We start from the raw sequence: 24,823 nt of genomic DNA, 5'->3' as shown, positions 1-24,823 counted from the left end.
GTTGAGTTGGTCTGTTACCACATATGGTGGTAGTGGTGATATAACAGCAACGGTGAATTGGGTTTACTCAAACACGCGGGTAACATTGAGTGGTCCTAGGGCTGATAGTAGTCAGATAAGTTCAAGTAGTCCAGGTTCATTAGCACGTCCAGTTTTGCCACAGACCTTCGAGTTGGTGGGTAGGGATAGTAGTGGTAATGAGGTTCGTTATGGATTTGTGTTAAGGCAGTGGTTCGTCCATCGGGAATATAAACATGATAGCGCTCTTAATCAAACCACATGGTGTAATAGTTTGGGTTATCGAATGCCACGGGTAAGAGATTTAACCAATTCAAACTATAATAATTTAGGTGCAACACCTAGTTCATCAGGTAATTCTTACATGCGTCACATAGGCGCTGGCTTTTTCACGGAGTGGGGCCGCATGTACAACTACACTGATGCGGGCTTCGTCGACGGCTACTACTGGGCGAGCGGTAGCAACCGGTTCGATGTCAGCTCGCAATACGGCAACGTCATCAGCCCCAGCCCTAGCGTCAGCGGTTACGCTGTTTGCACCGCACCTTAGTTTTTAGCGTTTAGTTCTTAATCCTTAGGGCGCGGAAGGGGGTTACGGTGCTTGAGAGGATAATATAACAAAGAATCAAGCCCCCGCGTAAGTTGGGGCGCTGAGCAGGCAAAGTCCGTGAGCCTTGCGCCTTAATGACTGAAAGTCAAAACAATGCTTCGACCGATACAATTTTCAAGCTTGCGCTTTTGCTATTAACTGACTGTTATTAACAAGCTGTTATTAATAGCTATTATCAAATAACAAAAGCGCTTTTATTAAAAAGCCAAATTCAATGTAATAAAAAACTAGCCTATAAGTGTTTGATTTTATTTAAAAATACAAATAAAAACTTCAATAAAATCAATAGTCTACCTGAACGATTTTAGAGCAAAACACACTTATAGCACCACAATGCTAATATGCTTGCCTTATCAGAGCGCCAAAATATACCGATAACCAAGTAAAGCTAGCACGTCAAACTGGGCTGTTGGGTGTGTTTGTGTTTTAGATGTTATTAGCAATATTAATCATTCCGCAAAAGCCAATATGTCCTAAAGCTAATACCCTATTTTAATTATAAAATTCACCTATCTATAAAACCGAATCGTTTTCATCTTTACATTTCTTTACAAAAAAGTCCGCCAAAAAACTAGCCAACCATTTTTTAAATGGTTATACTTTTATCGCTATAGGAAAATAAGCTTATTAAATAAGCGAATAATTATAAAAATCTAAATAAAACAAAATATTACTTGACAGGTGAACCATAATGCATTATCATTTTAGACACCAGACACCAGACACCAGCACTGGCAAACCTATGTCTTGAATTTATCAAATAATCCTATTCAATGCGTTCTTGCACGAAACTTATTTGTATCTTCCAAATTATCTCTCAACATATTATCGAAATTGTTCCAAAAAAGCTCATTGGTGCTGGGGCTGTTATTATTGTCATCTTCATGGAATTTACAGGCATTAACTAGTAAAAGTGGTCGTGTAAATAATCATCGTAGTGATGCAATAATTTTATCTTCGACGGTGCTTATTGACTATGTAAGACCGAATCTAATGAAAGCTGACAGCCAGTTACCTGCAAGCCCAGTTGATATATGGAATCCTCATAAGGGCTTTTTAGTTCAATCAATTGATCCTGAATCATACAATCTAAATTTCCCGACCACAGGTGCACATAATTTATATTTTGATTTACTCATAACAGGAATAGATGTAAATGAATTGACATGGTTACCCGTCACACATGAGGGAATTACTGCAACAGTGACAAATGTTGTAGCTAATGATAGGTGGATTCCTGATGAAGACAAGGGAAAAGTTTTTCCCCGTGTTAAGCTAACAGGTCCAGTGGCAGGAAATCAATGGGATAATCCGAATCCTAGCCGAATTACTGTACCAAAGTTACCGCAGAAGTTTGAGTTAGTGGGTAAAGATAGTGATGGTAATGAGGTAGTAAGATATGGGTTTGAGTTGAGGCAGTGGTTCGTCAATCGAGGAGATAGAAGAGATACCGCTTCTAACCAAACTACATGGTGTAGCAGTTTGGGTTATCGTATGCCACAGATAAAAGATTTGACTAACGCTGTCTGTGTGGATCATAATCCTTATTCTTCTGATCCTTCCTATTCTAAGTGCAAAAATGCAGTAACTATTGATGCTAAGCTGTCGTCAGGTAATCGGTTTTATCAACGACGAATAGGAGCAGGATTTTTCACAGAGTGGGGAATGATAGACACATTCTTTATCCCCGATGCGGGTTTTGTAGGTTCTGCTTATTTGACCAGTATCCCTTGTTCGGAGGAAAAAAATGGCTTCTTAGCAGTACACATGGGGGGGGGGGACCTAGGTATGTGTGGCAAGGATGACGACGTGGCAACCTTGCGTGATCATGTTATTTGCAGTACACCTTAGCTGTTTATCTCTCCATTTTTGAGTTGCAGAGGGGCTGAAGCAGACAACGTATGTGCGCTTTTGTTATTAAGCAGCGGTTATTAAATAACAAAAGCGCTTTTTTTAATCCAAAATCGGTGTAATAAAAAATAGTCAGTCTATAAATGTTTGATTTATTTAAAAACATTAAACATAAGCTTCAATAAAATTAATGGTTTATCTGAACAATTTTGGTGATTTTAAAGTTTTGACTATGTGGTAATAAATTAACTTATTTTTTACTATGAAAATCTATTTTATAACAATCAGATAACTATCAATTTATACAAATCTTAATTTGAATAGATTTAAATAATTCGTAATTCTTTTAGTGATAATTTTATAAACGCATAAAAAATAGGCGCAAAAATTAAACCAATGACACCAAAAAGAGTTTCTAAAAATAGCATCGCAATTAGTAATTCACAGATACCAGCATGGATTTTTGTGCCGACAATTTTAGCATTAAGTACATATTCCATTTTATGGATTAAAATTAAATAAACAATAATTATTATTGAAACAGAAAATGATACGGTAAATGCGACAAAAAAGATTATTGTATTGACAATCAGGTTTCCAATAATTGGAATTAGACCAAAAATAAATGTTGCTAGCACTAAACTTTTACTAAATGGCAAATGAATACCAAACACGGGCAGAATAATAAATAGTAAAATCGCCGTCATTACGGTATTAAATAATGCAATCACAACTTGAGAGATAGCTACATATTGGAAAACCACAACTAATCGGTTTAGGCTGGTTTTCAAGGCTTTAGTCAATGGTCTTTGTGTAATTTGATTATGATCAGCGTTGCGTTGATTTTCTTTATAACCCAGAATTAATCCAATGATCATTCCTACAATTAATATAATTAAATCATGAAACACTTTTTTAATAATAGATTGTAGATAAAACACATGATCTTTAAGGTAAATCATTATAGTTGATTTAACTTCATCTAGATCATCAGGTAAATAATGGGTAATACTTGTTGGTAGACTGCTGATTACATTGTTGACCAGTAATTTCAAATTTGTTAATGTTTCGGTTGGATGCTTGGCCATATCAACAAACCAAGCAAATAAATACCAAAAGCCACCAATAAAAATGCCAATAATTAAAGTGGTAAGTACCAATACCGAAATTAATTTTGACCTATGGCTAAAACGTAGCATTTTTTGTGATAAAAAATCATCTAATTTTTGTGTTAACGTATAGGTTAATAAGCCTGCAATTACTGCAGGCATTAAATGCACTTGCATTAAGATAATGAAACTAACCGAAAATAGCACAAGGCAAAACAGCCCTAATTTTTGATTGTTATTAAGTAACATTATTGATTTATTTCCTTTAATAATTAATGCGATATATTAAAACTATGAGTATATGAAGTAAAAATAGATGAAATTATAACAGATGGTTAGTTATTCATCCGCTTATTATTACTAGCTAAACAAAGTCAGTCTTAACAAATATTTTTTATAGTGATAAAAATATGGGAATGCAGTCTGTCATATAAACGCTAAGGTATAAAACTATTTAAAATAATCTTATACCTTTAAAGTGAGGTTGTTTAACAACCTCTTTTATATTTTGGAAATGACTAAGGCAATGCTATTTAATTACATAAAAATTAACATCGCGAGTACTTCGGAGGGCATCAACAAATTGCCTTAATTCTTTACGGTAACTTTGCTCAGGATCGTTTTCTTTTGTGCATTTGTCTACAGAAGAATAGCTTTTCGCCATTGCATCATTTGAGGCTAAATTATTGTATGGTTTTGTAAAATCACTACCTTTTAATGTCATAAGATGATTCCAATCATTTAACAGGCCTTCCATATATTGGCGACCTTCTTCGCATTTTATGTTATTTAAGTCAATCTTAGGAATAACATATTGGCTTATCTCGCTGAACTTTTTAGGCTGGTAAGGAAAACTAATGTCTTCTTGTTCATCTTCTTTTATAAGCTCAATAAAGTCGCTTTCACGATATAATTTTCTAAAACGTTCTTGATAAGATTGGTTTTTCTTTAATCTTAGGTCTTGGGTTATTTCTTCTGGGAAAGCCTGATCATAAGAATAATTCCAATGATAATCACTCCTTTCAATCAATATATCATTAATTAATTTTGCTGGCATTTCTATTTCTTGCTCTTTACCATCAATAATGGCTGGGATTTTATTGATTTCTCTGTTTTGTTTTAAGATCTTTTCGTATTCCTCATCACTAATTTCAGAGGTTGAATAGATGACTGTATATAAATAATAGTTGCTTTGAGTTGGGTTAATAAAACCTGATTCTCCAAATTGAGCCGGTTTTACGACAAAATTGAAGTCGTCATTATTATACGATAAGGTATGTTTGCCGTATTCAAATGTATAATTAACACCTGATTTGGCAGGGATAGTTAGTTCTTTACCATCGATAGTGACTTTTATTTCGTTAGCAGTAGGATTGTCAATCCAACGGTCGATAGAGCTAGGTTCAGAACAGCCAACAAGTGTTAGGCCAAAAGCTAGTAGTAAACTGTATTTTATTTTCTTCATCATAAAATTTATTATAAATATTAAGAAAAGACTATGATGCTATCATATTATGAATAAATTTGTAGTGGTTTTAAGTTTTTATATGAATTTTTTTTACTATTAACCAAGCTGGCTAAGTGTAGGTTGTCAGGAAATTTGCTTTAATTCCCTAAATTTGATGTGGTGATTGTAGCTATTTTGATCACTAAAAGCCCAAACGCCCGAAGCCACCGCATAAAATCCACGCTATTACTAGTAAAAAATTTGTTATTAAAGTTGTTGATTTTTTTGTGGTTTTTATTTATAGGCTTTTTAATTAAAAACAAAAAAGGCTACTAAGTAGTCTCTATTTGTCAAAGTAACACTCAATACTATTTAATTACATAAAAGTTTGCATTGCGAGTATTTTGGATAGCATCAGTAAATTGTCTTAATGCTTTGCTATAAGTTTGCTCTGGATCGTTTTCTTTTGTACACAGGCTTTCTGTTTCGTAGTCTTTATCTATTGCATCTTCTGATACTAACTCATTGTATGGTTTTGTGAAATCACTACCTTTTAAGGTAAGAAGATGATTCCAATCATTTAAAAGACCTTCTAGATATTGGCGACCTTCTTTACACTTTATGCTATTTAAATCAATATCAGGAATAACATATTGTTCTATTTCGCTGAATTTTTTAGGACGATAATGGAAACTAACTTCTTTCCAATTAATATTTTCTTTTAAAAAATCAATAAAATCACTTTCACGATATATTTTTCTAAGTCGTTCGTAATGTGGTTGGCTTTTATCTGATTTTTGGGTGACTTTTTCAGGAAATGGCTCATCATAAGAATAATTCCAATAATTATCAATTTTTTCGATAAATACATCGTTGATTAATTTTAGGGGAAGCTCAACTTCCATTTCATCACCGTCAATAATGACTTCAATATTATTGAACTCTTTGTCTTTTTTTAGAATTTTTTCATATTCTCCTTCACCCAAATCAGATTCTGAATAAATGAGAGTGTGTATAAAATAGTTGCTTTGTGTTGGGTTAATAAAGCCTGATTCTGAAAAATATTGAGCTGGTTTTGCAACAAAATTGAAGTCTTCATTGTTATACGATAAGGTATGTTTGCCATATTTAAAGGTATAATTAATACCTGATTTTGCTGGAATGGTTAGCTCATTTCCATCAATAGTGACTTTGATTTCGTTATTGGTAGGGTTGTCAATCCAACGCTCAATAGAGCTAGGCTCAAAACAACCAACAAGTGTTAGGCTACAGGCTAGTAGTAAACTGTATTTTATTTTCTTCACTATAAAATTTATTATAAATATTAAAAAGGAATATGATGCTATCATATTGTAGGTAAATTTGTGGTAATTTTAGGTTTTTATATGAATTTTTTTTACTATTAACCCGTAAATAGTGAGGATGTATGAAATTAATCGTCGATAATATGAGTTGTCAACACTGTGTTAAAGCAATAACAAAAGCAATTAATGATATTGATCCAAATGCAAAAGTGACCGTTGATTTAACCAAACACGAGGTTGATATCGAAAATAGTTCTATTTCGCAAGAAGCTGCGATTACTGCTGTTAATGAGGCTGGTTATGAGTTTGTTAGGATTGTGTAATAACTACATCTATATTTGACGGCACTAGGCTATTTTGAAGCATCTTTTCTATTTTAATTTGTTGAAATTTCAAATTAAAACAGAACTAATAAAACTTTGTTTAAGGTATTGGCATATTTTGGGGAATGCTAGAATGCTTTTATCTGTTTATTAATAGGCTATTGTTATAAGGATATATTATGAAAGGTAAAATATTGAGTGTTACTGTGGCTATTATGGCTTGGTGTGGTGCAGTTTTTTTTGTTAATGCTTATCAGATTGATTGTCCACAAAAATTTAATATTAAAGAAGAAGTTGTAAATATGCCTGATGGGTGGGAAGTTTCTAATGATATAAATAGTAAGGAGGCATCCTTTTTTAGTATGATTGTTTATCACGATAAGCCTTCTAGAATGGCGGCTTTAAAACCAGCAAAAGGAACGGTTGACGGTAAGAAACATGAGTTAATATGGGAAGTTAATTATAAGACAGATGTTGAACCTTATTATGTTAGTTGTTCTTATAATGGAACTAGAGTTGAGTTGATAAAACAAATTGATTTATCAATGAAAAGTTGTTGGGCTGATTATTTTGAAGACGAGCAAGGAAAGCGAGGAACGCTCAGTTGTAGTACGAGTGAAGCAAAAGATCTGCATTAGTTGCGTATGGGATTTGTTGTTATATGCAATAGTTAGTAACGTAAATCCCATTAATATTTTGAACAATTACCACCAGCGGTAAAAATGATGCGTTGGTCCAATTCCTTTCCCTATATTTAAATCATCGGCATGGCTAATTGCGCCTTGTAGATAATTTTTTGCTTGGGCGACTGCTTCTTCTAAATTATTTTTAGGTAATAATGCTGCAATAGCTGCTGATAATGTGCACCCCGTTCCGTGAGTATTTTTAGTTTGGATGCGTGGAAAGGTCATTCTTATTATATTATTGTGTGTGATCAAATAATCAGGGCTTTCATTGCTAGGCAAATGTCCTCCTTTCATTAATACCGCTTTACAGCCTAACTTGAGTAATTCACGCCCTTGCTTTTGCATTTCATCTTCGGTTTTAGCTTCATCACAATCGAGTAGCGCTGCTGCTTCTGGTAGATTGGGAGTAATAATTGTGGCTAAGGGTAATAAAAGCTCACGAATAGCTGTTACGGCATCAGACTTTAAAAGGGGATGTCCACCTTTAGCAACCATTACAGTATCTAACACGATAGTAGGAATAGGGTTTGTTTTAAGAAGGTGGTGAACGGTTGCAACTATTTCTTTATTCATTAGCATACCCATTTTTACGCTATTAATTTGAATATCTTGATAAAGTGTATTAAATTGGGCTTCAATAAATTCGGGCGATATAGCTAATACCGCATCAACCCCTTGCGTGCTTTGTGCCGTTAGGGCAGTGATAACTGACATACCATATGCACCAAGTGCAGAAAAAGTTTTTAGATCGGCTTGAATACCTGCACCACCGCTAGGATCAGATCCTGCAATGGTTAATGCAATTGTTGTCATGATCGTATTTCCTATTTAGCTTGTTTGATTTTGTTGATAAGCGATAATGTTGCTTGTTGAATATCTTTTTTGCCACAAATAGCCGAAACTACAGCAACGCCGTCAATGCCCGTTTGAATAATATTAGTTATATTGTTTTCATCAATACCACCAATGGCAACAGCTGGGCACTGTTTTAGTTTGACTAATTCAGTTAATTGTTCTGTTCCTATTGCTACCGTTGCATTTTTTTTGGTTATGGTTGGGAAGATAGGCCCTATGCCAATATAATTAACCTGCTGCCAAGGAACTGCTTTAAGTTGTTGTTGGTTAGTTACCGAAAGACCTAACCATTTATCTTTGCCGATAAGTTGTCGAGCTACATCAACAGGCAAATCACTTTGTCCAATATGGACACCATCGGCATCAACCGCTAAAGCAATATCTACATGATCATTTATAAATAGTGGAACAGAGGTGTCGCTTAATGCTTCTTTCAATGCTAAGGCAGCGTAGTACCAATCTTTACCGCTAAATTCATGTTCAGATCTTAACTGTATTGCAGTCACACCATTTGAAACAGCAATTTTTGTGGTGTTTATCATGCCATTAATGCCACCGCATAATAATGGATCAAGGACTAAATAGAGGGTTAAATCCAGTTGTTTTTTCATCTGATTTCCTTATTAAAGCGATGGGTTAAATGTTGAGAGTTGATCTAATAGTGATATCGAGAAAGTTCCTAATCCTTGTTGTTTATTAGCTAGCTCACCAGCTTTTTTCATCATAAAACATGCACAGGCAGTGGCTGATAATGGGTCAGGAGAATTAGCTATGAAAGCCGCTACCATTGCAGATAATGAACATCCTGTACCTGTTACTTTTGTTAAAGCAATATCACCTCCAGCTATACTATATGTGCTGTTTCCGTTAGTTATGTAGTCAACATCGCCCGTCATTGCGACAATAGTTTGATATTTTTGCGCAAGCTCTTGGGCAGCGTTTAAAGCTGATTGAGTTGTGTCTTGACCGTCGGGTCCTTTTGAGAAAGATTTTTGACCATTTAGTGCTAATATTTCTGAAGCATTACCTCGTATTACTGCGGGATTAAATGATAATAATTGATGTGCAATTTCAGTTCGATAATTAAGTGCTGCTCCTACAGCAACAGGATCGAGTACCCATGGGGTTTGTGTTTGCTGTGCCTTGGCGGCCGCTAATAGCATACTTTGGGCTGTGTTGCTGTGAATAGTGCCAATATTAATCAGTAAGCTATCGGCAATATTGACAAATTCAGCAACTTCTTGTTCGGCAATTACCATTGCTGGTGATGCACCAATAGCAAGTAGTACATTGGCGGTAAAGTTTTGGACTACATCATTAGTAATGCAATGTACTAGTGGGCGGTGTTGTTTTATATAATTGATAAAAGGAGCGGTTTGGGTAATTTGGAATGATTTGGCTGCTGACATATTTCTTCCTTTCTTACTGATTTATTAATTTATAAATGTCGGGAAGAATTTGCCAATTTAAGGCTTTTATGGCTTAGACTTCCCTACGCTGGTATAATCCAGATCAGGTTCAACGGGTGAAATCTCAGTTTTTTGTTTAGACAAAAAACACCCCGAGTCAAAATGATTTTTTTATTATGAACTGATTATCTGTTTTTAACAAGCTATTGTAATAATCTTTCAATATCAGTAATTGCTTTTCTATCTGGTAAGAAGATGATTAGATGATCATTGTCTTCAATGGTTAAATCAGTATTAACGATAATAACATCTTCTCCACGCACTATAGCTCCAATGGTTGCACCCGATGGGAGTTTTAGGCCATTAATATTTTTGCCAACCAGTCTTGATGTTTCACCATTACCATTGGCAATAATTTCGACAATTTCGGATTCTCCTTGTCTTAATGAAACAACTTTAACAACCCCAGTTTGTCTAACATGGCTTAATAGCTCAGATATTGTGGCGTGTTGTGGGGAAATCGCAATATCAATCACACTATCATTAATTAGTTCAAGGTAGGCTTGGCGTTGAATTAATACAATTACTTTTTTCGCTCCCATTCTTTTGGCTAACATGGAGGACATGATGTTGGATTCATCATCACTGGTAACAGCGATAAATAGATCAGTAAGTTCAACTTGTTCTTGTGAGAGCAATTCTTGATCCGATGATTCCCCATGTAATACTGTTGTATTAACAAGTTGCTCGGCAATTAATTCTGCTCGTTCGGCATTTCGCTCAATTAATTTGACTTGATAGTTATTTTCTAAACGTTTTGCTAGAGCGACAGCGACACCACCACCGCCACTGATAATTATTCGTTTATATGGTTTTTCTAACCTTTGTAACTCACTGGTCACCGCTTTGATATTAACGGGGGGAGTTATAAAGTAGACCATATCGCCCGCTTCTATAAGTGTTGAACCAAGCGGTCGGATAAAACGGTTTTTACGGTAAATAGCTACTACTCGAGCTTCAACATGTGGTAAATGTTCTTTGAGTTCTGATAATTCACTACCTACTAAAGCACCGCCATAATAAGCGGTAACGGCAACCAAACAGACACGATTGTCGTAAAAAGATGCAAATTGTAGCGAACCAGGATATTGTACTAATTGACTAATATGGTTGGTGATAAGGTTTTCTGGAGCAATGATATGATTGATATTAATACAATCTTTATTGAAAAGAGGGTAGTTTTCGTTATTGTATTCAGGTGATCTAATGCGTGCAACTTTTTGTGGAATATTGAACATGACATGCCCAATTTGGCAGGCCATCATGTTGACTTCATCAGAGTTAGTTACAGCAACAAGCATATCAGCTGATTCAGCACCAGCACTTTCTAAAACTTGTGGGTATGATGATTTTCCGCAAATCACCTGTAAATCAAAACGTTCTTGTAGTGATTGTAATTTATCATAATTTTCATCAATCACCGTGACATCATTTTGTTTTTCAGTAACAAGATATTCAGCAAGCGCACTACCTGTTTGTCCTGCACCAAGAATAATAATCTTCATAACTAACCTGTATATTTAAATGGCTTTAATTGTTACCCATTTTCCTTGTATATTAAAGCCATTGCATACTGTTTTATTTTTAGTAACAATCAGTTATTAATTTTTCAATTATACAAAACCGATTGCATCATAAACTTTTTTCAAAGTTGGTGCGGCTTTTGAGCGTGCTTTTTCTGCCCCTTCTTGCATTATTGAAATTAGATAACTTTCATCATCTCGATACTGATGATACTTCGCTTGAAGTGTAGTTAGCATATCAATGACTTGTGTTGCTACTTCGGTTTTAAGGTGGCCATACATTTTGCCTTCGAACTCTTTTTCAAGTTCGCTGATAGGCTTACCTGTCACGCCAGTTAAAATGTCAAGTAGGTTTGAAACACCAGCTTTATTTTTTAGATCGTAACGTACCACAGGTGGCTCATCTGAATCGGTCATTGCACGTTTTATTTTTTTCTCGATATCTTTTGGATTTTCGAGTAAACCAATTACGTTATTGCGATTTTCGTCTGATTTAGACATTTTTTTAGTGGGTTCTTGTAGTGACATGACGCGAGCACCCACTTTCGAAATAAAGGGCTCAGGAATAGTAAATATGTCACCGTAAAGCGCATTAAATCGCATAGCAATGTCGCGTGATAGTTCAAGATGTTGTTTTTGGTCGTCACCTACTGGTACTAAGTTTGCTTGATAGAGCAAAATATCCGCAGCCATCAGTACTGGGTAATCAAACAATCCCGCATTGATGTTTTCAGAATGACGAGATGATTTATCTTTAAATTGAGTCATACGGCTAAGTTCACCAAAGTAGGTGTAACAGTTTAATGCCCAGCCGAGTTCTGCATGCGCAGGCACTTGTGATTGTACAAAAATGGTACTTTTTTGCGGATCAATACCACAAGCTAAATATAGAGCGAGTGTGTCTAATGTGGCTTTACGTAATTTGTTCGGATCTTGGCGTACGGTAATTGCATGTTGATTGACGATACAATAAATGCAATCATATTCGCCTTGCAGAGCCACCCAATTTTTTAAAGCACCTAAGTAGTTGCCAAGTGTTAGTTCTCCTGATGGCTGAGCGCCACTAAATACAATCGGTTTGCTCATAATTTATTCCTAATCTATGCTAATTATTTTTTTGCCTTAGCTTTTGGCTGAGGTAATAATGTTAATATGTCTTTAAAATCGTCAAATAAGAAATCAGGGTTGCTAGTGGCAATCGATATGCCATAGTTATAACCATAGCTTAATGCAACAGTTGGGCAGTTAGCATTTTGGGCTGCAGTAATATCATTTTTTGAATCACCAACAAAAAGTAACTGATCACAGAATAATCCAAATTTAGCCATTACTTGGTATAAAGGGGCTGGGTGTGGTTTTAATTTGATCACATCCCCTCCACCAAGCACTAATGAAAAGTACTCTTTTATACCTAAAGAAGTCAGCAAAGCAGGCAAAAACTGTGCCGGTTTATTGGTTACTAATGCTAGTGGATAATTATTATCGTGAAGTACTTTTAAGGTCTCTTTAACATTGGGAAATAGTTTTGTTTCTGCATCGATGACTTTATCATAGTGTTGATTAAATAGATCTTTAGCTTTGGCAAATAGTTCTGTTGATGGATCGACTTCAATTACTTTGAATACTCGTTCTAGCATAATATCAATACCATTGCCTACAAAGTTTTTGATTTTCTCGTTGCTGATTGTAGGTAGATTCAAGTCTGCTAACATATTTTGTGTTGCTAATGCTAGTCCTGGTACGCTGTCAACTAATGTACCATCTAAATCAAAAGCTACTGCTTGAATATTTTCTAGTTTATTCATGTTCAACTCCTGCTAACTCTTTACGCATGGCGTCAATAACTGTTTTATAATCGGGTTGGCTAAATATAGCTGAACCAGCAACAAACATATCGGCACCAGCTCTAGCTATTTCGGCAATATTGTCAATTTTTACACCGCCATCAATTTCTAAACGAATATTGCGTCCAGATTCAATAATGCGCTGTTTAGCTTGTTGTAATTTCTTAATTGTTGAAGGTATAAAAGATTGACCTCCAAAACCTGGGTTAACACTCATTAATAAAATAATATCAATTTTATCCATGACGTAATCTAAATAATCAAGCGGTGTAGCTGGATTAAATACAATACCAGCTGTGCAGCCATGATCTTTAATTAACTGTAATGAACGATCCAAATGGACAGTAGCTTCCGGATGAATAGATATATTGGTTGCCCCAGCTTTGGCAAATGAGGTAATTATCTCTTCAACAGGTGATACCATCAAATGCACATCAATGGGAGCCTTAATACCATAGTTTCGTAAAGCTTTACAAAACATTGCTCCCATTGTGAGATTAGGTACAAAATGGTTGTCCATGACATCAAAATGTATTACATCAGCTCCTGCATCTAGCACTTTTTGTGTATCTTCACCAAGGCGAGCGAAATCAGCTGATAATATTGATGGAGCAATAATGTATTCTTTCATAACTTACCTCTAATAACTCGCTTTATATTTAGCTATCTAAGACTTTTTGTATAATGCTAGAATCTCGTCAATTTTTTTTCTTCCTTTACCGGCACAGCTAATTGATCGTCTCATTTCTGTTCGATAAAGTTCGCTTGCATTGTTATAAAGGTTCATTGTGTAATCAGTATAATGATTAGACACAAGCACGGGTATGTTTTTTTTATACGCCATAGTTTCAGCTAATTCTGACAAGTTTTTGTGCTCTTCAAATCCAAATATATTTGAGTAATAAGCCGTAAATCCAGCTGATTCATTTGGGGGTATATAGGGGGGATCACAATAAATTACTGAATTTTTTGCCGCTTTCTTCATTACTTCGTGGTAAGGTGCGCAAAAAAATTGTGCTCTTTGAGCTTTTTCTGCAAAAAAGTAAAGTTCTTTTTCAGGAAAATAAATTGTCTTATAGCGTCCAAATGGTACGTTAAATAGTCCATTGTTGTTATAACGACATAAGCCGTTATAACAATGTCGATTTAAATAGACAAATAAAAGCGATCTGATGTACTGATCTTTACTTCCATTGAATACATCACGCAGTTGATAAAACGCATCTGGGTGATTGTTTTGAGCAACAAATAGTAATCTAAGGTCACGGATAAATTGATCTGGACTTGATTTTAATAATGTAAATAATGAAATTAAGTCATGGTTGATATCCGCTAAGATATAACTTTTATAGTTAGTATTTAAAAAAACAGAACCAGCTCCAACAAAAGGTTCTATTAGCTGATCGCCCTCTGGTAGATACCGTTTAATTGTGTCCACAAGCTCATATTTTCCTCCAGCCCATTTTAAAAAGGCTCGTTGCTTCTTCAACGGATACTCCTATTTGTCGTTGATCGGATAAATAAACGATATCCTTGGTTATTTTGCTACTTTTTCTTTATTAATCATTGCACCAGATTTAACCCATGGTTTGTCTTTCTGTAGTGCATTTGGCAAAGACTTGATTGCTTTATGTGCCTCATCTACTGATGAATAGTTGCCTTTTATTAAAATAAACATTGAACCAGATTTATGTTTGGTTTCATAAATATGGTAATCTGTTATATCGTTTTGTTTTACAAATTTTTTTAGACCTTCAAGTGATTTAGAGGCACTAAGCTGAACGACATAATGATCATTTTCTATCTTAATATTTTTCCCTAAATCATTATTTTCAGTTTTACGATTAACAGAGTTAGATGTGTTTTTTTTCGTATTATTTTTATTTGATTTAACCCTACCATTAGATGTTGCCGCAGAATGATGATTTGCTTTAGAATCTCCATTTGAGTCATTTATTGATAGGTTTAAGCCATTACTTGTATCTGAAAAGGATTCAAGTTGCTGTTGTTGTGTATTAAATTTATTTAATGTACTGTTTGATGTATCTGTCACCAGTTCATTACTTTTAGGTTGATTTCCACCAATTCCAACACTATTTTGTTCATCAGTGATTGTATTATTGTTTTCTTCTGTTGAAGCCACTCCATTAACCACAGGTGGTGTTAATGGTGTTCCTTCTTTTTTACGAGAAGAATTAAAAATAATCAAACCAAGCAATAAAAGAATAATAATTGCTGAACCAAAAATAATTAATTTTTTCTTTGGAAGATCTTGAAGAAAACTAAGTAATCTGAATGAATGCGCAGAATCCTTATTGGGTTGTTCTGATATATAACGGTCATCTTTATCTACACGCATACTTACTCCTTAACCTATCAAAAGATTTATTACTTAATGATTAGCTATTATTTCTAAAATACACGACTTAAATTTGCTCTATTTTATCAATAATATAATTAGCAACACCTTTGGCGCTTTGTTCATCGGTTTTAATTGTAATATCAGCAATCTCTTCGTAAAGTGGTTCGCGCTCTCCAGCTAGCTCTTCGTAAAGCTCACGTGGTGTGTTGCTTCCTTGTAGTAATGGGCGGCGTTTATCTTTTTGTGTTCTTGCCATCTGTTTTTCAATGGTTGTTTCAAGATAGACAACGATTCCTCGAGCGGATAATCTATTTCGTGTCTCTTTAGATAAGACTGAACCCCCACCAGTTGCAAGAACTACACCTTGTTTTTCAGTCAATTCGTTAATGACTTTTTCTTCTCTGGCTCGGAATCCCTCTTCTCCTTCTAGGTCAAAAATCCATGCAATATCGGCTCCAGTACGTTTTTCAATCTCTTGATCTGAGTCAAAAAAATCCATGCCTAACTGTTGTGCAATTTGTCGGCCTATAGTGCTTTTTCCTGCCCCCATTGGGCCAATTAGAAAGATATTTCGCTTTTCTGCCATTGTTGTTTCATCATCTGTTAATTTTGGTTAAAATATACAACACAATGTCAACTTGCTTTGATTTATATGATCATTCGCTTTATCATTGTGTAACTTTTCTTGGATCTCCGTCTAACGACAAAAATTTAGGTCGGTAATTATCTCAATAGATAGTACCTTTTGGCAATAGGTATTTACCAATACTTTTAGCTAATACCAGCTTGATGCAAATCATGGATGTTTAAAACCCCTACTAATTCATTGTTGTTATTAACAACCGGAGCGGCAGTAATATTATGATCAGTAAATAATTTTAGTGCTTCGACAGCCTTCCAACTTTCAGGAATGCGATGTCCCAAGCTGGTCATAACGTCCATAATGTTATCTTGTAATGTACCATTTTTTAATAATAAGCGACGTAAATCACCATCGGTAAATACACCAACTATTTTATTATTATCTTGGCAGATTGCAACTAGCCCTACTCCTGTACGGCTTAATTCTAGCATGGCATCAAATACGGTTGCAGTTTGTGGTATTTTAGGAATACGATCACCTGTTCGCATTACATCTTTGACATGATTGAGTAATTTAGCCCCTAAACTACCTGCAGGGTGGGAGCGTGCAAAATCTTCTTCTTTAAAGCCTCGTGCTCGCATTACTGCAATTGCTAGCGCATCCCCCATTAATAATGTATTAGTTGAACTAGAGGTTGGCGCAAGTCCCATAGGACAAGCTTCCTTTTCAATTGAAATATCAAGAATTGCTTGGGCTGATTTAGCAAGTGGTGAATCCAACCCTCCAGTGATAGCAATAACAGGCACCTGCATTTCGGTAAGAATAGGTAAAATTAAATTAAATTCCTTAGCTCGACCCGAGTATGAAATTAATATAGCTACGTCGTTTTGAGTTATCATTCCTAAGTCGCCATGCAGGGCTTCCGATGGATGCATAAAAAAAGCAGGACTTCCTGTACTAGCTAACGAAGCGGCAATCTTTTTCCCTATATGCCCTGATTTTCCAATACCCGAAACAACGACTTTACCTTTGGCGGTTAAAATAAGTTTGCATGCGTTAACAAAATCTTTGCCTAATCTATCTGGTAATTTTTTTGCTTCGTATATCTCCAATTCAAGAAGCTCTCGACCATATTGTAATAATTTATCCATTTAATTAGCCTATTGAATAAAACGTGTTATCAGTGCATTTATAATCGGAAATTAAGGACAAGGCGATTATAAAAGATGAACAGGTTTTAGTTTAACAATTAATGTTTAAATATTCAAAAAAGTATGCATTTTAGACTTAATATTTACTAATTACTTTTTAATAATCTAAAAACCTAGGGCAACTTTAATTCCTAGTGTAATTAAAATGCCTCCTAATAATTTATCAATTATAAATTGAATTTTAAAGTAACGTCGTTGTACACTTTGCCTTTGAAAAATAAAGACGACAAAAGGCCACCAAAAAACACCTTCAATCCAAATAATAAACGCAACGATTAGCTTATCAAGTGTTGATGATTCTGCATTAAGCACTTGAGTAAAGGTAGCTAAAAAAAATAACGTTGCTTTAGGATTAAGTAAATTACATAAAAAACCTTGCATAAAGGCTGATTTTTCTGAAATTGGCTGCATGAGTTGTGGCTTACCAATATAGGTGGTATTTGGTTTTTGAGCGAGCAGTGCCTTTATGCCAAGCCATATTAAGTAAGTGGCACCCGCATAGCGTAAGGCGTTATAAAGAAGTGGAGTTGTGGTGATAAGTACTGCAATACCCGCAATACAATAGCTCATATGAACTAAGATGGCGATGATGACGCCTAGACAAGTGAGCAATGCTATCTTGCGGTTATAGCTTAAGCTATTTTTTAACACCAAAAAGAAATCAGGCCCAGGTGAGATCATACCTAAAAAGCTAATTGTAGAGACAAAAATTAATGTATCAAACGTCATTTTTCGTGCCTATTTAAATACTTGTGCTGAATTATTGAGCGTTGCAATATTAGATTTATTTTGTTCAATAAACTGTTTTTTATCAAAATTAGGTTCAGTTAAATAGTCAGTCAAAAATTTAGCGTTAGTTTTGACTTGGGCTCCATTTAAAATTAAACGAGGTAAGTCAATCTGATAAATAGTTTGATCAGTGTTTTTTTGTAGATCTTGCGTATGTGCATTTGTTAATAAATAAAGTTTGCGTTCTTTTTCTGAAAGACGATTGATTGTTGGTGTGCCTGCTCCCATCATTAAATGATCTGGAAAAATATAAAATACAGTATCTTCTAATACACCTTCTTCTTTTAGATGTTGGATAAAAATTCCCAAATTATGATCTAGTGAAGCAGCAACGAAAGACATATTATCTGATTTTGGTGAAATAACCGATTTCATTCTTTCATCATCAAAACCATTTGGTGCATGAGTTGAAACAGTTGAAATAAATAAAGCAAAAGGTTTTTTTGTTTTGCGCATTTCAGTAATTTGTTTTTGCGCTACATCAAAAATGTCTTTGTCATACAGCCCAAAAGGTGCTGGTGGATATTGGCCGACATAGTTTTTTTCAGAAATGACTTGCATACCAAACAGTTCTGCAGTGTGACCAATACCAGCAAAATCAGGGCTAGCCATTACATAACGGGTTTGATAACCCGCTTGATTAAGTATATCGCCTAGGCTAACTAGATTGGTTTTGTCTGCGCGCATTAGTGGTGATGTTGTGTAGCCACCAATTAGAAAGGGCATGCCGGTCATATAAGTGTACATCGATGCGGTAGTCCATGAGCTTCCTGGACTCATGGGCATATTAGCAAAAAAGGTATAATCTTGGCGAAGTTTTTGTAAATTAGGGGTAATATCCTCAAAATCGAAAAAGCCTTGTTCAAATGATTCTAAAGATAAAACAATAATATTTTTACCTTGATAGCTAACAAGCTGATCTTTATTGGTATAGTGAGTCATATTAAGTGATTGTAACGCCTGCTCAAATGGCTCACGAGGTGCGCTTGTAACTTGATAGATTTCGTATAAGCGACTGAATGGACCATTATTGTAACTGATGGATACTATTGCCACAAAGGCTAGTAACAGACGAAATACTAAATGACATTTACGTTTGCATAAATCTGCGAGTTTTGATAGCAAAAAAATAAGGGAAAAAAAGACAACGATAACTAAGACTGCTTGTAATTTAAAAATAAATAGCCCTTCGATTATGTCATTAATGTTTAAATTTACATAAAACTGATAATCAATAAAGCCACCACTAAAATAGATAGAAGTTAGCTCCATTACAATAAAGATCGTTAGTAAAGTTATGGTTAGCATTTGCCATTTTGTCTGTTTAAAGAGTGAGGCAAAAACAATTGTAATAATAAAAAGTGGCAAAACAATTAATGTCGATAATGGCATAAGATATTGTTACTCAATATATTCAAAAATCAATTTTGCCTAAGTATATACTTAATGGATAAAAAAATAAAAATATCGGTTGATAATGTTTGATTTGTGGTTTTGAAATTCGAAATTGGGTATGTATTGTATGAATAATAATTATAGCGCCATAGTACCTTAAATGATAATTGTTATTATTTGAGGTTGATAATTAATTCTATTCGCAATAAGATATTGATGAAATTATTGCGATAATGTCCGAGGTTGCTATGCCGTGGTTTATACGGAAAATAGTTGTTATTTTATTTGTATCTTTGTTTTCACACTCTTTTTGTTATGCCGATATTGCATTACCTACCCCTCAAACTAAAGATGGAATGAGTCTATTTGAAAGTCTAAAAAAACGATCTTCAACTCCTGGGGGGGGCTTTCCTACTGGTAAAATTTCTGATGACGAACTTTCGACAGTACTTTGGGCTGCAAGTGGTTTAAATCGTGGTAAAACAGGGTGGACGGTGCCGATGGTTAAGGGTAAATCTCCTTATGTGAGAATCTACCTCGCCAGTGAAAAGGGTACTTTTTTATATGAGTGGGAAGGTCATTATTTAAAAGAAATTAATAATAAAGATATTCGTGCTGATATTGGTTTGCAAAGTTTTACAAGGCGAGCAGCCTATTCATTGATTTTTGTGTCGGATGCTAGTGCATTAACCGATATAAATCCAGAACAAATCGCTAACTTTAATTACACGGCCGTTGGTGCAATGAGTCAAAACGCTTATTTAGTTGCGTCGGCACTAAAATTAAGCGCTCGTTATATTCACTCCATTAAACCAGAAGTTATTAGCCAAGAGCTACAATTACCAGAAGGCAGTAAACCACTAGGTATGCTTTTAATAGGAAAATAAAAGGTAAAGTTAAGATATGAAACGATTTTTAATACTTGCTTTGCTTCTTATTGGAAGTTTAATGGCTTTGGCCCCATCATCTTATGCTGCCGAAAAAAAATACGAAAGTTGGAATGCTATTGTTGACGAAATGGATACCATCTTAAATGACGCTTATGATATCTATTTTATAAAAGATGTTGAGCGTGCTAAAGCTCGAGTTAATAATGCCTATTTTGGCTTTTATGAAAAGCATGGGGTTGAGCGTGCGGTTATGTCTTATATTTCGGGTAAACGAGGAACCGATACCGAATATCAATTTGCCAAAATTAAACGTTTAATGAACGATGGTGCGTCGAATAAAGTTGTTAGAAATGAAATTGATACTATTTTAAAAATGTTACATGAAGATGCTAACGAACTAGATGGTAAGCAAGAGAGCGGTTGGAGCATTCTGTTAGCTTCGTTTATTATCATTTTTAGGGAAGGGCTGGAAGCGATTTTAGTGATTGCGGCAATTTCAGCTTATTTGGTTCGTTCTGGACATCTTGCCATGGTAAAAGTAGTTTATATGAGCTCACTTGTAGCTATTTTTGCCAGTATTTTAGCGGCAATTGCTCTTCATACTGTGTTTGATATTAGCGGCGCAAATCAAGAAATTATTGAAGGAATTGCTATGCTCTTGGCAACAGTCGTACTATTTTTTATTAGTAATTGGATGTTTTCAAAGGCAGAAGCTGAGGCTTGGAAAAGCTATGTTGAAGAAAAGGTACAAACAGCAGTGTCATCTGGTAGTCGCTTTGCCTTAGGTTTTGCTGCCTTTTTAGCTGTTTTTCGTGAAGGTGCTGAAACGATCTTGTTTTACCAAGCAATGCTAATTGAAGCTAAAGAACACATGGATATGGTTTGGTATGGGCTAGCTATTGGAACGATAATTCTTGCGATTATTTTTGTCGTTATTCGTTTTGGTACCATGAAATTACCAATTCGCCCATTCTTTATTGGCACTAGTATTTTGATGTATATCATGGCAATAGCTTTTGCCGGTGGTGGAGTAAAAGAATTACAAGAGGCAGATATGATCCCAGTTACCTCTGTTGATTTTATACATTCTGTCGAAGTTTTAGGTATTTATCCAACAGTCGAGACATTAGTTCCACAAATAATTATGGTATTTATTGTAGTAGTTTCTGTCATATATTACAAAGCTAAACATAGTTGTAAAAAGCAATAATTATTAATATTGCTTATTTGCTTAAAATTGCATAAATGCGGATTGAAAAACTGAGTTGTGTTAATACCCAAAAAAACAAGTGTAATAAATTTTCAAAAACTAAGAGAAGGAGTTTTCAATGAAAAAATTAATTTTATCAGCAGGTATTGCTTCAATACTTGCCTTATCTTCATTCGTTCATGCAGCAGCACCGGCACCTGGCGAACAAAAAGGATTTGAAGAGTTTCCAATTGGTGATGAAGTAACCGTGGGGCCATTACACATTGGTGCTGTTTATTTCCAACCTGTCGATATGGAACCCGCTGGTATGGGTGGTTTACCAGCCTCAAAATCAGACATGCACATTGAAGCTGATATTTCAGCTGCAGAAGGTAATAACTTAGGTTATGGCGTAGGTGATTTTGTTCCTTACTTAACTGTAAAATATAAAATTCAAAAGCAAGGCAGTGATAAAGTAATTGAAGGTAACTTTATGCCAATGAATGCCTCTGATGGTCCTCACTATGGTAATAATATAAAATTAGATGGTGCTGGTAAATATAAAGTAACATTTATGATTGAAAACCCAGAAAAACAAGGTTATTTACTACATGTTGATAAAGAAACAGGTGTGGAAGGACGCTTTTGGAGCAAACCTATCGAAGTTTCTTGGGACTTTGATTACATTCCACGCGCATGGTAATGATTTTAAAATAACTAATTATATTAAATAATTAATAATCAGTTATTGGTGAGCATTATGCTCACCAATAATATTTGCAATAGTTAGGCAATGAATATGCTTCAATACCTTATCAATATTACCGATAATACTTTCGTTCCAGCAATGATGATGGCATTACTGAGCGCTGCAATTATAAGATCCACGCCTCATCATATTAAAAAAATTATTTTGTTTGGTTTTGTATTGGGCTTTATTGCTGCATTGATTTATGCCATTTTAAAACGCAACACAGGGTTTGCTGTTCGTGAATATTATGATCTTGGAGTGATCATACCTTGGGTTATTATTGCTATACCGTTGATTGTTGCTATTTGCTTGCAAAAATCCACCCATAATCGAACTGGTAAATTCTTTTTTACAATGTTATTTGTGCTAAGTATTGGTTTGATAAGTGCACAGTCTTTACCTAATTTAATGCTCTATCCATTCGAATTTTCTGTCGGAATGGACTCTATTTTTAATAATGATTACTTGTTTAAATGGGTTGGTTATGGATTTGCTTTACTTATAATCTTGTTAACTGGGCTATTTACTTTCCGTATATGTGGACGATTATCGACAAAATTTATTTTTGCTATTACTTCACTGTCAATTATTATTTTCACTATTCAAAATAGTGTTAATATTCTACAAATTTTAATTGTTAGGCGTTTTATTTCATCCCAACCATGGATGATGGAGTTGGTTATTTTTATTCTTGGTCATGTTAATTTCTTTATCTTTATTTTCATGACAATTGTGCTTTGTTTAGCCATTGTTTTGTATATCAAATCAAAAACAACTTCGTTAGTGGGTAATAACCCTGCTCAAATTCGTAAACTTAAAGCACAATTACGTAGCAATAGAAGATCTGCCCTAATGATTATGGCTGGTACAGCAATAACCGCATATACTGTGACGCGCGCGCGTTACATTTTTGAAAAAGGCGTAGAACTTACACCGGCAGAGCCTATATCGCCTAATGCTGATGGCTTAATTGTTATCCCTCTCGATAAAGTGAACGACGGTAATTTACATCGTTATGGTTATCAGGCAACAGATGGAACTTTAGTTCGCTTTATTGTTATTAAAAAAAGCGATAATGCTTATGGTGTAGGTTTTGATGCTTGCGATATTTGTGGTGCAAGTGGTTACTACCAACGCGGTGATCAAGTCGTTTGTATTTTGTGCGATGTAGTAATGAACATTGCAACGATTGGATTTTCAGGAGGATGTAACCCTGTTCCACTTAAATACGAAATTATTGACGGCAATATGGTGATTCGTCCAGCTAACCTTGAAGCAGAGAAAAGTCGTTTCAAATAAAAGCGTATTAAAAGGAATATTGTATGTTTTGTAGAATGTTATTAAGTGTTTTAATTCGCCAAAAAAAGAAACTTTTTCTTATTGCCTTAACGGTTGCATTGGGTGTTTCGCTTGCTACTGCTATGCTAAATGTAATGTTTGACGTAGGTGATAAGGTGAATCAAGAGCTAAAAGCCTATGGTGCTAATCTCAATATTGTTCCTCGTGGTAGTGCTGTCATTAATGAAATGTACCAGCTTGATAACAATGATAGTGGGCAAGCTGTGCAATATATTAAAGAAGAAGAACTTGTTAGAATTAAGATGATTTTTTGGGCTTATAATATTGTTGATTTTGCACCTTTTCTAACAACTCAAGCGACATTTCATGATAAGCCAATTACGGTGGTAGGTACTTGGTTTAATAAACATCTTAATATTCCAACAGGTGATCAGGTTGATACGGGCATGTTAGCCATGAAATCATGGTGGACAATTGAAGGAAACACCATGACCGATGATAATTTGCAAGGAGCTATGGTGGGTGAATCTGTAGCCAAACAGTGGAATCTAAAGCTAGGCGATACGATAGATATAATTTCAACGAAAACAAACAAAAAGTTTACATTAACTATTAACAATATTTTTCATAGTGGTGGTGCTGAAGATACGCAAATTTATGTCTCTTTACCAGTTGCACAAGATCTTGCCGATAAAAAAGGACTAGTTGAACGTGTTGAGGTTAGTGCATTAACCACTCCAGAAAACGAATTAGCTCGTAAAGCAGCGCAAGATCCAAACAGTTTATCTAGAACAGAATGGGATACATGGTATTGTACTGCTTATATTAGCTCAATTGCATACCAGCTAGAAGAGTTAATGCCTGATGTGCGTGTTAAAGCTATTATGCAAGTTGCTGAGTCAGAAGGATCTATTTTACAAAAAACACAATTACTAATGTTATTATTAACTATCTTATCATTGATTTGTTCGGCGCTTGCTATTTCGAATTTGGTTACTGCTAACGTTATAGAGCGCAGTACCGAAATTGGCCTATTAAAAGCGCTTGGTGCAACTAATACAGCTGTTGCAATGCTAATATTAACTGAAATCTTTATTATTGCCTTACTTGGTGGATTTTTTGGTTACTTTATTGGTTTTGGTTTTGCGCAAATTATTGGTCATACAGTGTTTGGTTCTTTTGTTGAGCCTAAGATGATAATTATTCCTTTAGCCCTAATTATGGTGATCTTAATTACCTTTTTAGGTAGTTTACCAGCATTGCGTATTATGATGTTTTTGCGTCCAACTGATGTGTTACATGGTCGATAAGGTGA

At 34.9% G+C, this 24,823-nt stretch carries 25 protein-coding genes and 1 riboswitch; of the genes, 9 read left to right on the top strand and 16 right to left on the bottom strand.

The genetic code is table 11. The annotated features are described in order from the left end of the window. Positions 1-568 (top strand): hypothetical protein (locus ACGH6S_RS09465; protein ID WP_411578198.1); only part of this gene is annotated, 568 nt, incomplete at its 5' end. Positions 569-1,501: 933 nt separating this feature from the next. Further along, on the top strand, positions 1,502-2,479 hold the full coding sequence (locus ACGH6S_RS09460; RefSeq protein ID WP_296300835.1) for a hypothetical protein: 978 nt from the start codon (positions 1,502-1,504) through the stop codon (positions 2,477-2,479). Between the two features lie 326 nt (positions 2,480-2,805). Here the strand turns inward: ACGH6S_RS09460 and ACGH6S_RS09455 are convergent, their stop codons facing one another. From ACGH6S_RS09455 to ACGH6S_RS09445, 3 genes are all read right to left on the bottom strand, one after another. After that, positions 2,806-3,837 carry an AI-2E family transporter gene (locus ACGH6S_RS09455; RefSeq protein ID WP_065589472.1) on the bottom strand — a complete coding sequence of 344 codons (1,032 nt, stop codon included), beginning with the start codon at positions 3,835-3,837 and terminating at the stop codon, positions 2,806-2,808. A 280-nt stretch (positions 3,838-4,117) separates the two neighbouring features. Then, positions 4,118-5,056 carry a hypothetical protein gene (locus ACGH6S_RS09450; RefSeq protein ID WP_296318154.1) on the bottom strand — a complete coding sequence of 313 codons (939 nt, stop codon included), beginning with the start codon at positions 5,054-5,056 and terminating at the stop codon, positions 4,118-4,120. Between the two features lie 347 nt (positions 5,057-5,403). After that, the gene (locus ACGH6S_RS09445; RefSeq protein WP_174798628.1) at positions 5,404-6,339 is read right to left on the bottom strand and encodes a hypothetical protein; all 936 of its coding nucleotides are present in this window, start codon (positions 6,337-6,339) and stop codon (positions 5,404-5,406) included. Between the two features lie 122 nt (positions 6,340-6,461). On the opposite strand from ACGH6S_RS09445, the gene ACGH6S_RS09440 reads away from it, so the two are divergent. Both ACGH6S_RS09440 and ACGH6S_RS09435 read left to right on the top strand, forming a co-directional pair. Beyond that, a complete protein-coding gene (locus tag ACGH6S_RS09440; RefSeq protein ID WP_034912296.1) occupies positions 6,462-6,662 on the top strand; it encodes a heavy-metal-associated domain-containing protein in 201 nt (66 codons plus the stop codon). 179 nt (positions 6,663-6,841) lie between these two features. Further along, positions 6,842-7,300, top strand: coding sequence for an STY0301 family protein (locus ACGH6S_RS09435; protein WP_296318155.1), 459 nt, complete (start codon positions 6,842-6,844; stop codon positions 7,298-7,300). Positions 7,301-7,366: 66 nt separating this feature from the next. Here ACGH6S_RS09435 and thiD read toward each other — a convergent pair whose 3' ends face one another. The 13 genes from thiD to ACGH6S_RS09370 all read right to left on the bottom strand — a co-directional run bounded on the left by thiD (position 7,367) and on the right by ACGH6S_RS09370 (position 19,376). Continuing rightward, complete coding sequence (gene thiD / locus ACGH6S_RS09430; RefSeq protein WP_411578197.1) at positions 7,367-8,161, bottom strand: bifunctional hydroxymethylpyrimidine kinase/phosphomethylpyrimidine kinase; 795 nt, start codon at positions 8,159-8,161, stop codon at positions 7,367-7,369. A gap of 11 nt (positions 8,162-8,172) precedes the next feature. Further along, positions 8,173-8,814, bottom strand: coding sequence for a thiamine phosphate synthase (gene thiE / locus ACGH6S_RS09425; RefSeq protein WP_411578196.1), 642 nt, complete (start codon positions 8,812-8,814; stop codon positions 8,173-8,175). Positions 8,815-8,826: 12 nt separating this feature from the next. Beyond that, complete coding sequence (thiM, locus tag ACGH6S_RS09420) at positions 8,827-9,612, bottom strand: hydroxyethylthiazole kinase (protein WP_411578195.1); 786 nt, start codon at positions 9,610-9,612, stop codon at positions 8,827-8,829. A 63-nt stretch (positions 9,613-9,675) separates the two neighbouring features. Beyond that, positions 9,676-9,777, bottom strand: a riboswitch (TPP riboswitch). Between the two features lie 38 nt (positions 9,778-9,815). After that, positions 9,816-11,177 carry a Trk system potassium transporter TrkA gene (gene trkA / locus ACGH6S_RS09415; protein ID WP_411578194.1) on the bottom strand — a complete coding sequence of 454 codons (1,362 nt, stop codon included), beginning with the start codon at positions 11,175-11,177 and terminating at the stop codon, positions 9,816-9,818. Positions 11,178-11,285: 108 nt separating this feature from the next. Further along, positions 11,286-12,281: a tryptophan--tRNA ligase gene (trpS, locus tag ACGH6S_RS09410; RefSeq protein ID WP_085163992.1), complete on the bottom strand. Its 996-nt coding sequence runs from the start codon at positions 12,279-12,281 to the stop codon at positions 11,286-11,288. Positions 12,282-12,304: 23 nt separating this feature from the next. Then, the gene (locus tag ACGH6S_RS09405; RefSeq protein WP_411578193.1) at positions 12,305-13,000 is read right to left on the bottom strand and encodes a phosphoglycolate phosphatase; all 696 of its coding nucleotides are present in this window, start codon (positions 12,998-13,000) and stop codon (positions 12,305-12,307) included. After that, positions 12,993-13,670 carry a ribulose-phosphate 3-epimerase gene (gene rpe / locus ACGH6S_RS09400; protein WP_065625683.1) on the bottom strand — a complete coding sequence of 226 codons (678 nt, stop codon included), beginning with the start codon at positions 13,668-13,670 and terminating at the stop codon, positions 12,993-12,995. Before rpe ends, ACGH6S_RS09405 begins: the two co-directional genes overlap by 8 nt. Before the next feature lie 36 nt (positions 13,671-13,706). Beyond that, positions 13,707-14,528 carry a Dam family site-specific DNA-(adenine-N6)-methyltransferase gene (locus tag ACGH6S_RS09395; protein WP_065589483.1) on the bottom strand — a complete coding sequence of 274 codons (822 nt, stop codon included), beginning with the start codon at positions 14,526-14,528 and terminating at the stop codon, positions 13,707-13,709. 48 nt (positions 14,529-14,576) lie between these two features. Next, positions 14,577-15,398, bottom strand: coding sequence for an SPOR domain-containing protein (locus tag ACGH6S_RS09390; RefSeq protein ID WP_411578192.1), 822 nt, complete (start codon positions 15,396-15,398; stop codon positions 14,577-14,579). 67 nt (positions 15,399-15,465) lie between these two features. Then, positions 15,466-15,987, bottom strand: coding sequence for a shikimate kinase AroK (gene aroK / locus ACGH6S_RS09385; protein ID WP_034912252.1), 522 nt, complete (start codon positions 15,985-15,987; stop codon positions 15,466-15,468). Between the two features lie 185 nt (positions 15,988-16,172). Continuing rightward, positions 16,173-17,135 (bottom strand): arabinose-5-phosphate isomerase GutQ, encoded by a 963-nt coding sequence (gene gutQ, locus ACGH6S_RS09380; protein ID WP_065589485.1) that lies wholly within the window; start codon positions 17,133-17,135, stop codon positions 16,173-16,175. 165 nt (positions 17,136-17,300) lie between these two features. Then, positions 17,301-17,924, bottom strand: coding sequence for a LysE family translocator (locus tag ACGH6S_RS09375; RefSeq protein ID WP_065589486.1), 624 nt, complete (start codon positions 17,922-17,924; stop codon positions 17,301-17,303). 9 nt (positions 17,925-17,933) lie between these two features. After that, complete coding sequence (locus ACGH6S_RS09370; RefSeq protein ID WP_085163995.1) at positions 17,934-19,376, bottom strand: LTA synthase family protein; 1,443 nt, start codon at positions 19,374-19,376, stop codon at positions 17,934-17,936. A gap of 251 nt (positions 19,377-19,627) precedes the next feature. Here ACGH6S_RS09370 and ACGH6S_RS09365 point away from each other — a divergent pair, with 251 nt between their 5' ends. From ACGH6S_RS09365 to ACGH6S_RS09345, 5 genes are all read left to right on the top strand, one after another. After that, positions 19,628-20,266, top strand: coding sequence for a nitroreductase family protein (locus tag ACGH6S_RS09365; protein WP_167370044.1), 639 nt, complete (start codon positions 19,628-19,630; stop codon positions 20,264-20,266). A 16-nt stretch (positions 20,267-20,282) separates the two neighbouring features. Next, a complete protein-coding gene (locus ACGH6S_RS09360) occupies positions 20,283-21,479 on the top strand; it encodes an FTR1 family protein (protein ID WP_202983924.1) in 1,197 nt (398 codons plus the stop codon). Positions 21,480-21,597: 118 nt separating this feature from the next. Then, complete coding sequence (locus tag ACGH6S_RS09355) at positions 21,598-22,161, top strand: iron transporter (protein WP_034912235.1); 564 nt, start codon at positions 21,598-21,600, stop codon at positions 22,159-22,161. Between the two features lie 96 nt (positions 22,162-22,257). Further along, positions 22,258-23,508, top strand: a complete 1,251-nt coding sequence (locus ACGH6S_RS09350) for a Fe-S-containing protein (protein ID WP_411578191.1) — start codon at positions 22,258-22,260, stop codon at positions 23,506-23,508. A 23-nt stretch (positions 23,509-23,531) separates the two neighbouring features. Continuing rightward, a complete protein-coding gene (locus ACGH6S_RS09345) occupies positions 23,532-24,818 on the top strand; it encodes an ABC transporter permease (protein ID WP_085163998.1) in 1,287 nt (428 codons plus the stop codon). Positions 24,819-24,823 lie beyond the last annotated feature (5 nt).

Origin of the sequence: Gilliamella sp. BG3 (genome assembly GCF_046635605.1) — a bacterium.
Taxonomy (GTDB): Bacteria; Pseudomonadota; Gammaproteobacteria; order Enterobacterales; family Orbaceae; genus Gilliamella; species Gilliamella bombi.
The sequence above is the reverse complement of the archived record's forward strand: the minus strand, read 5'-3'. Positions and strand labels throughout refer to the sequence as shown.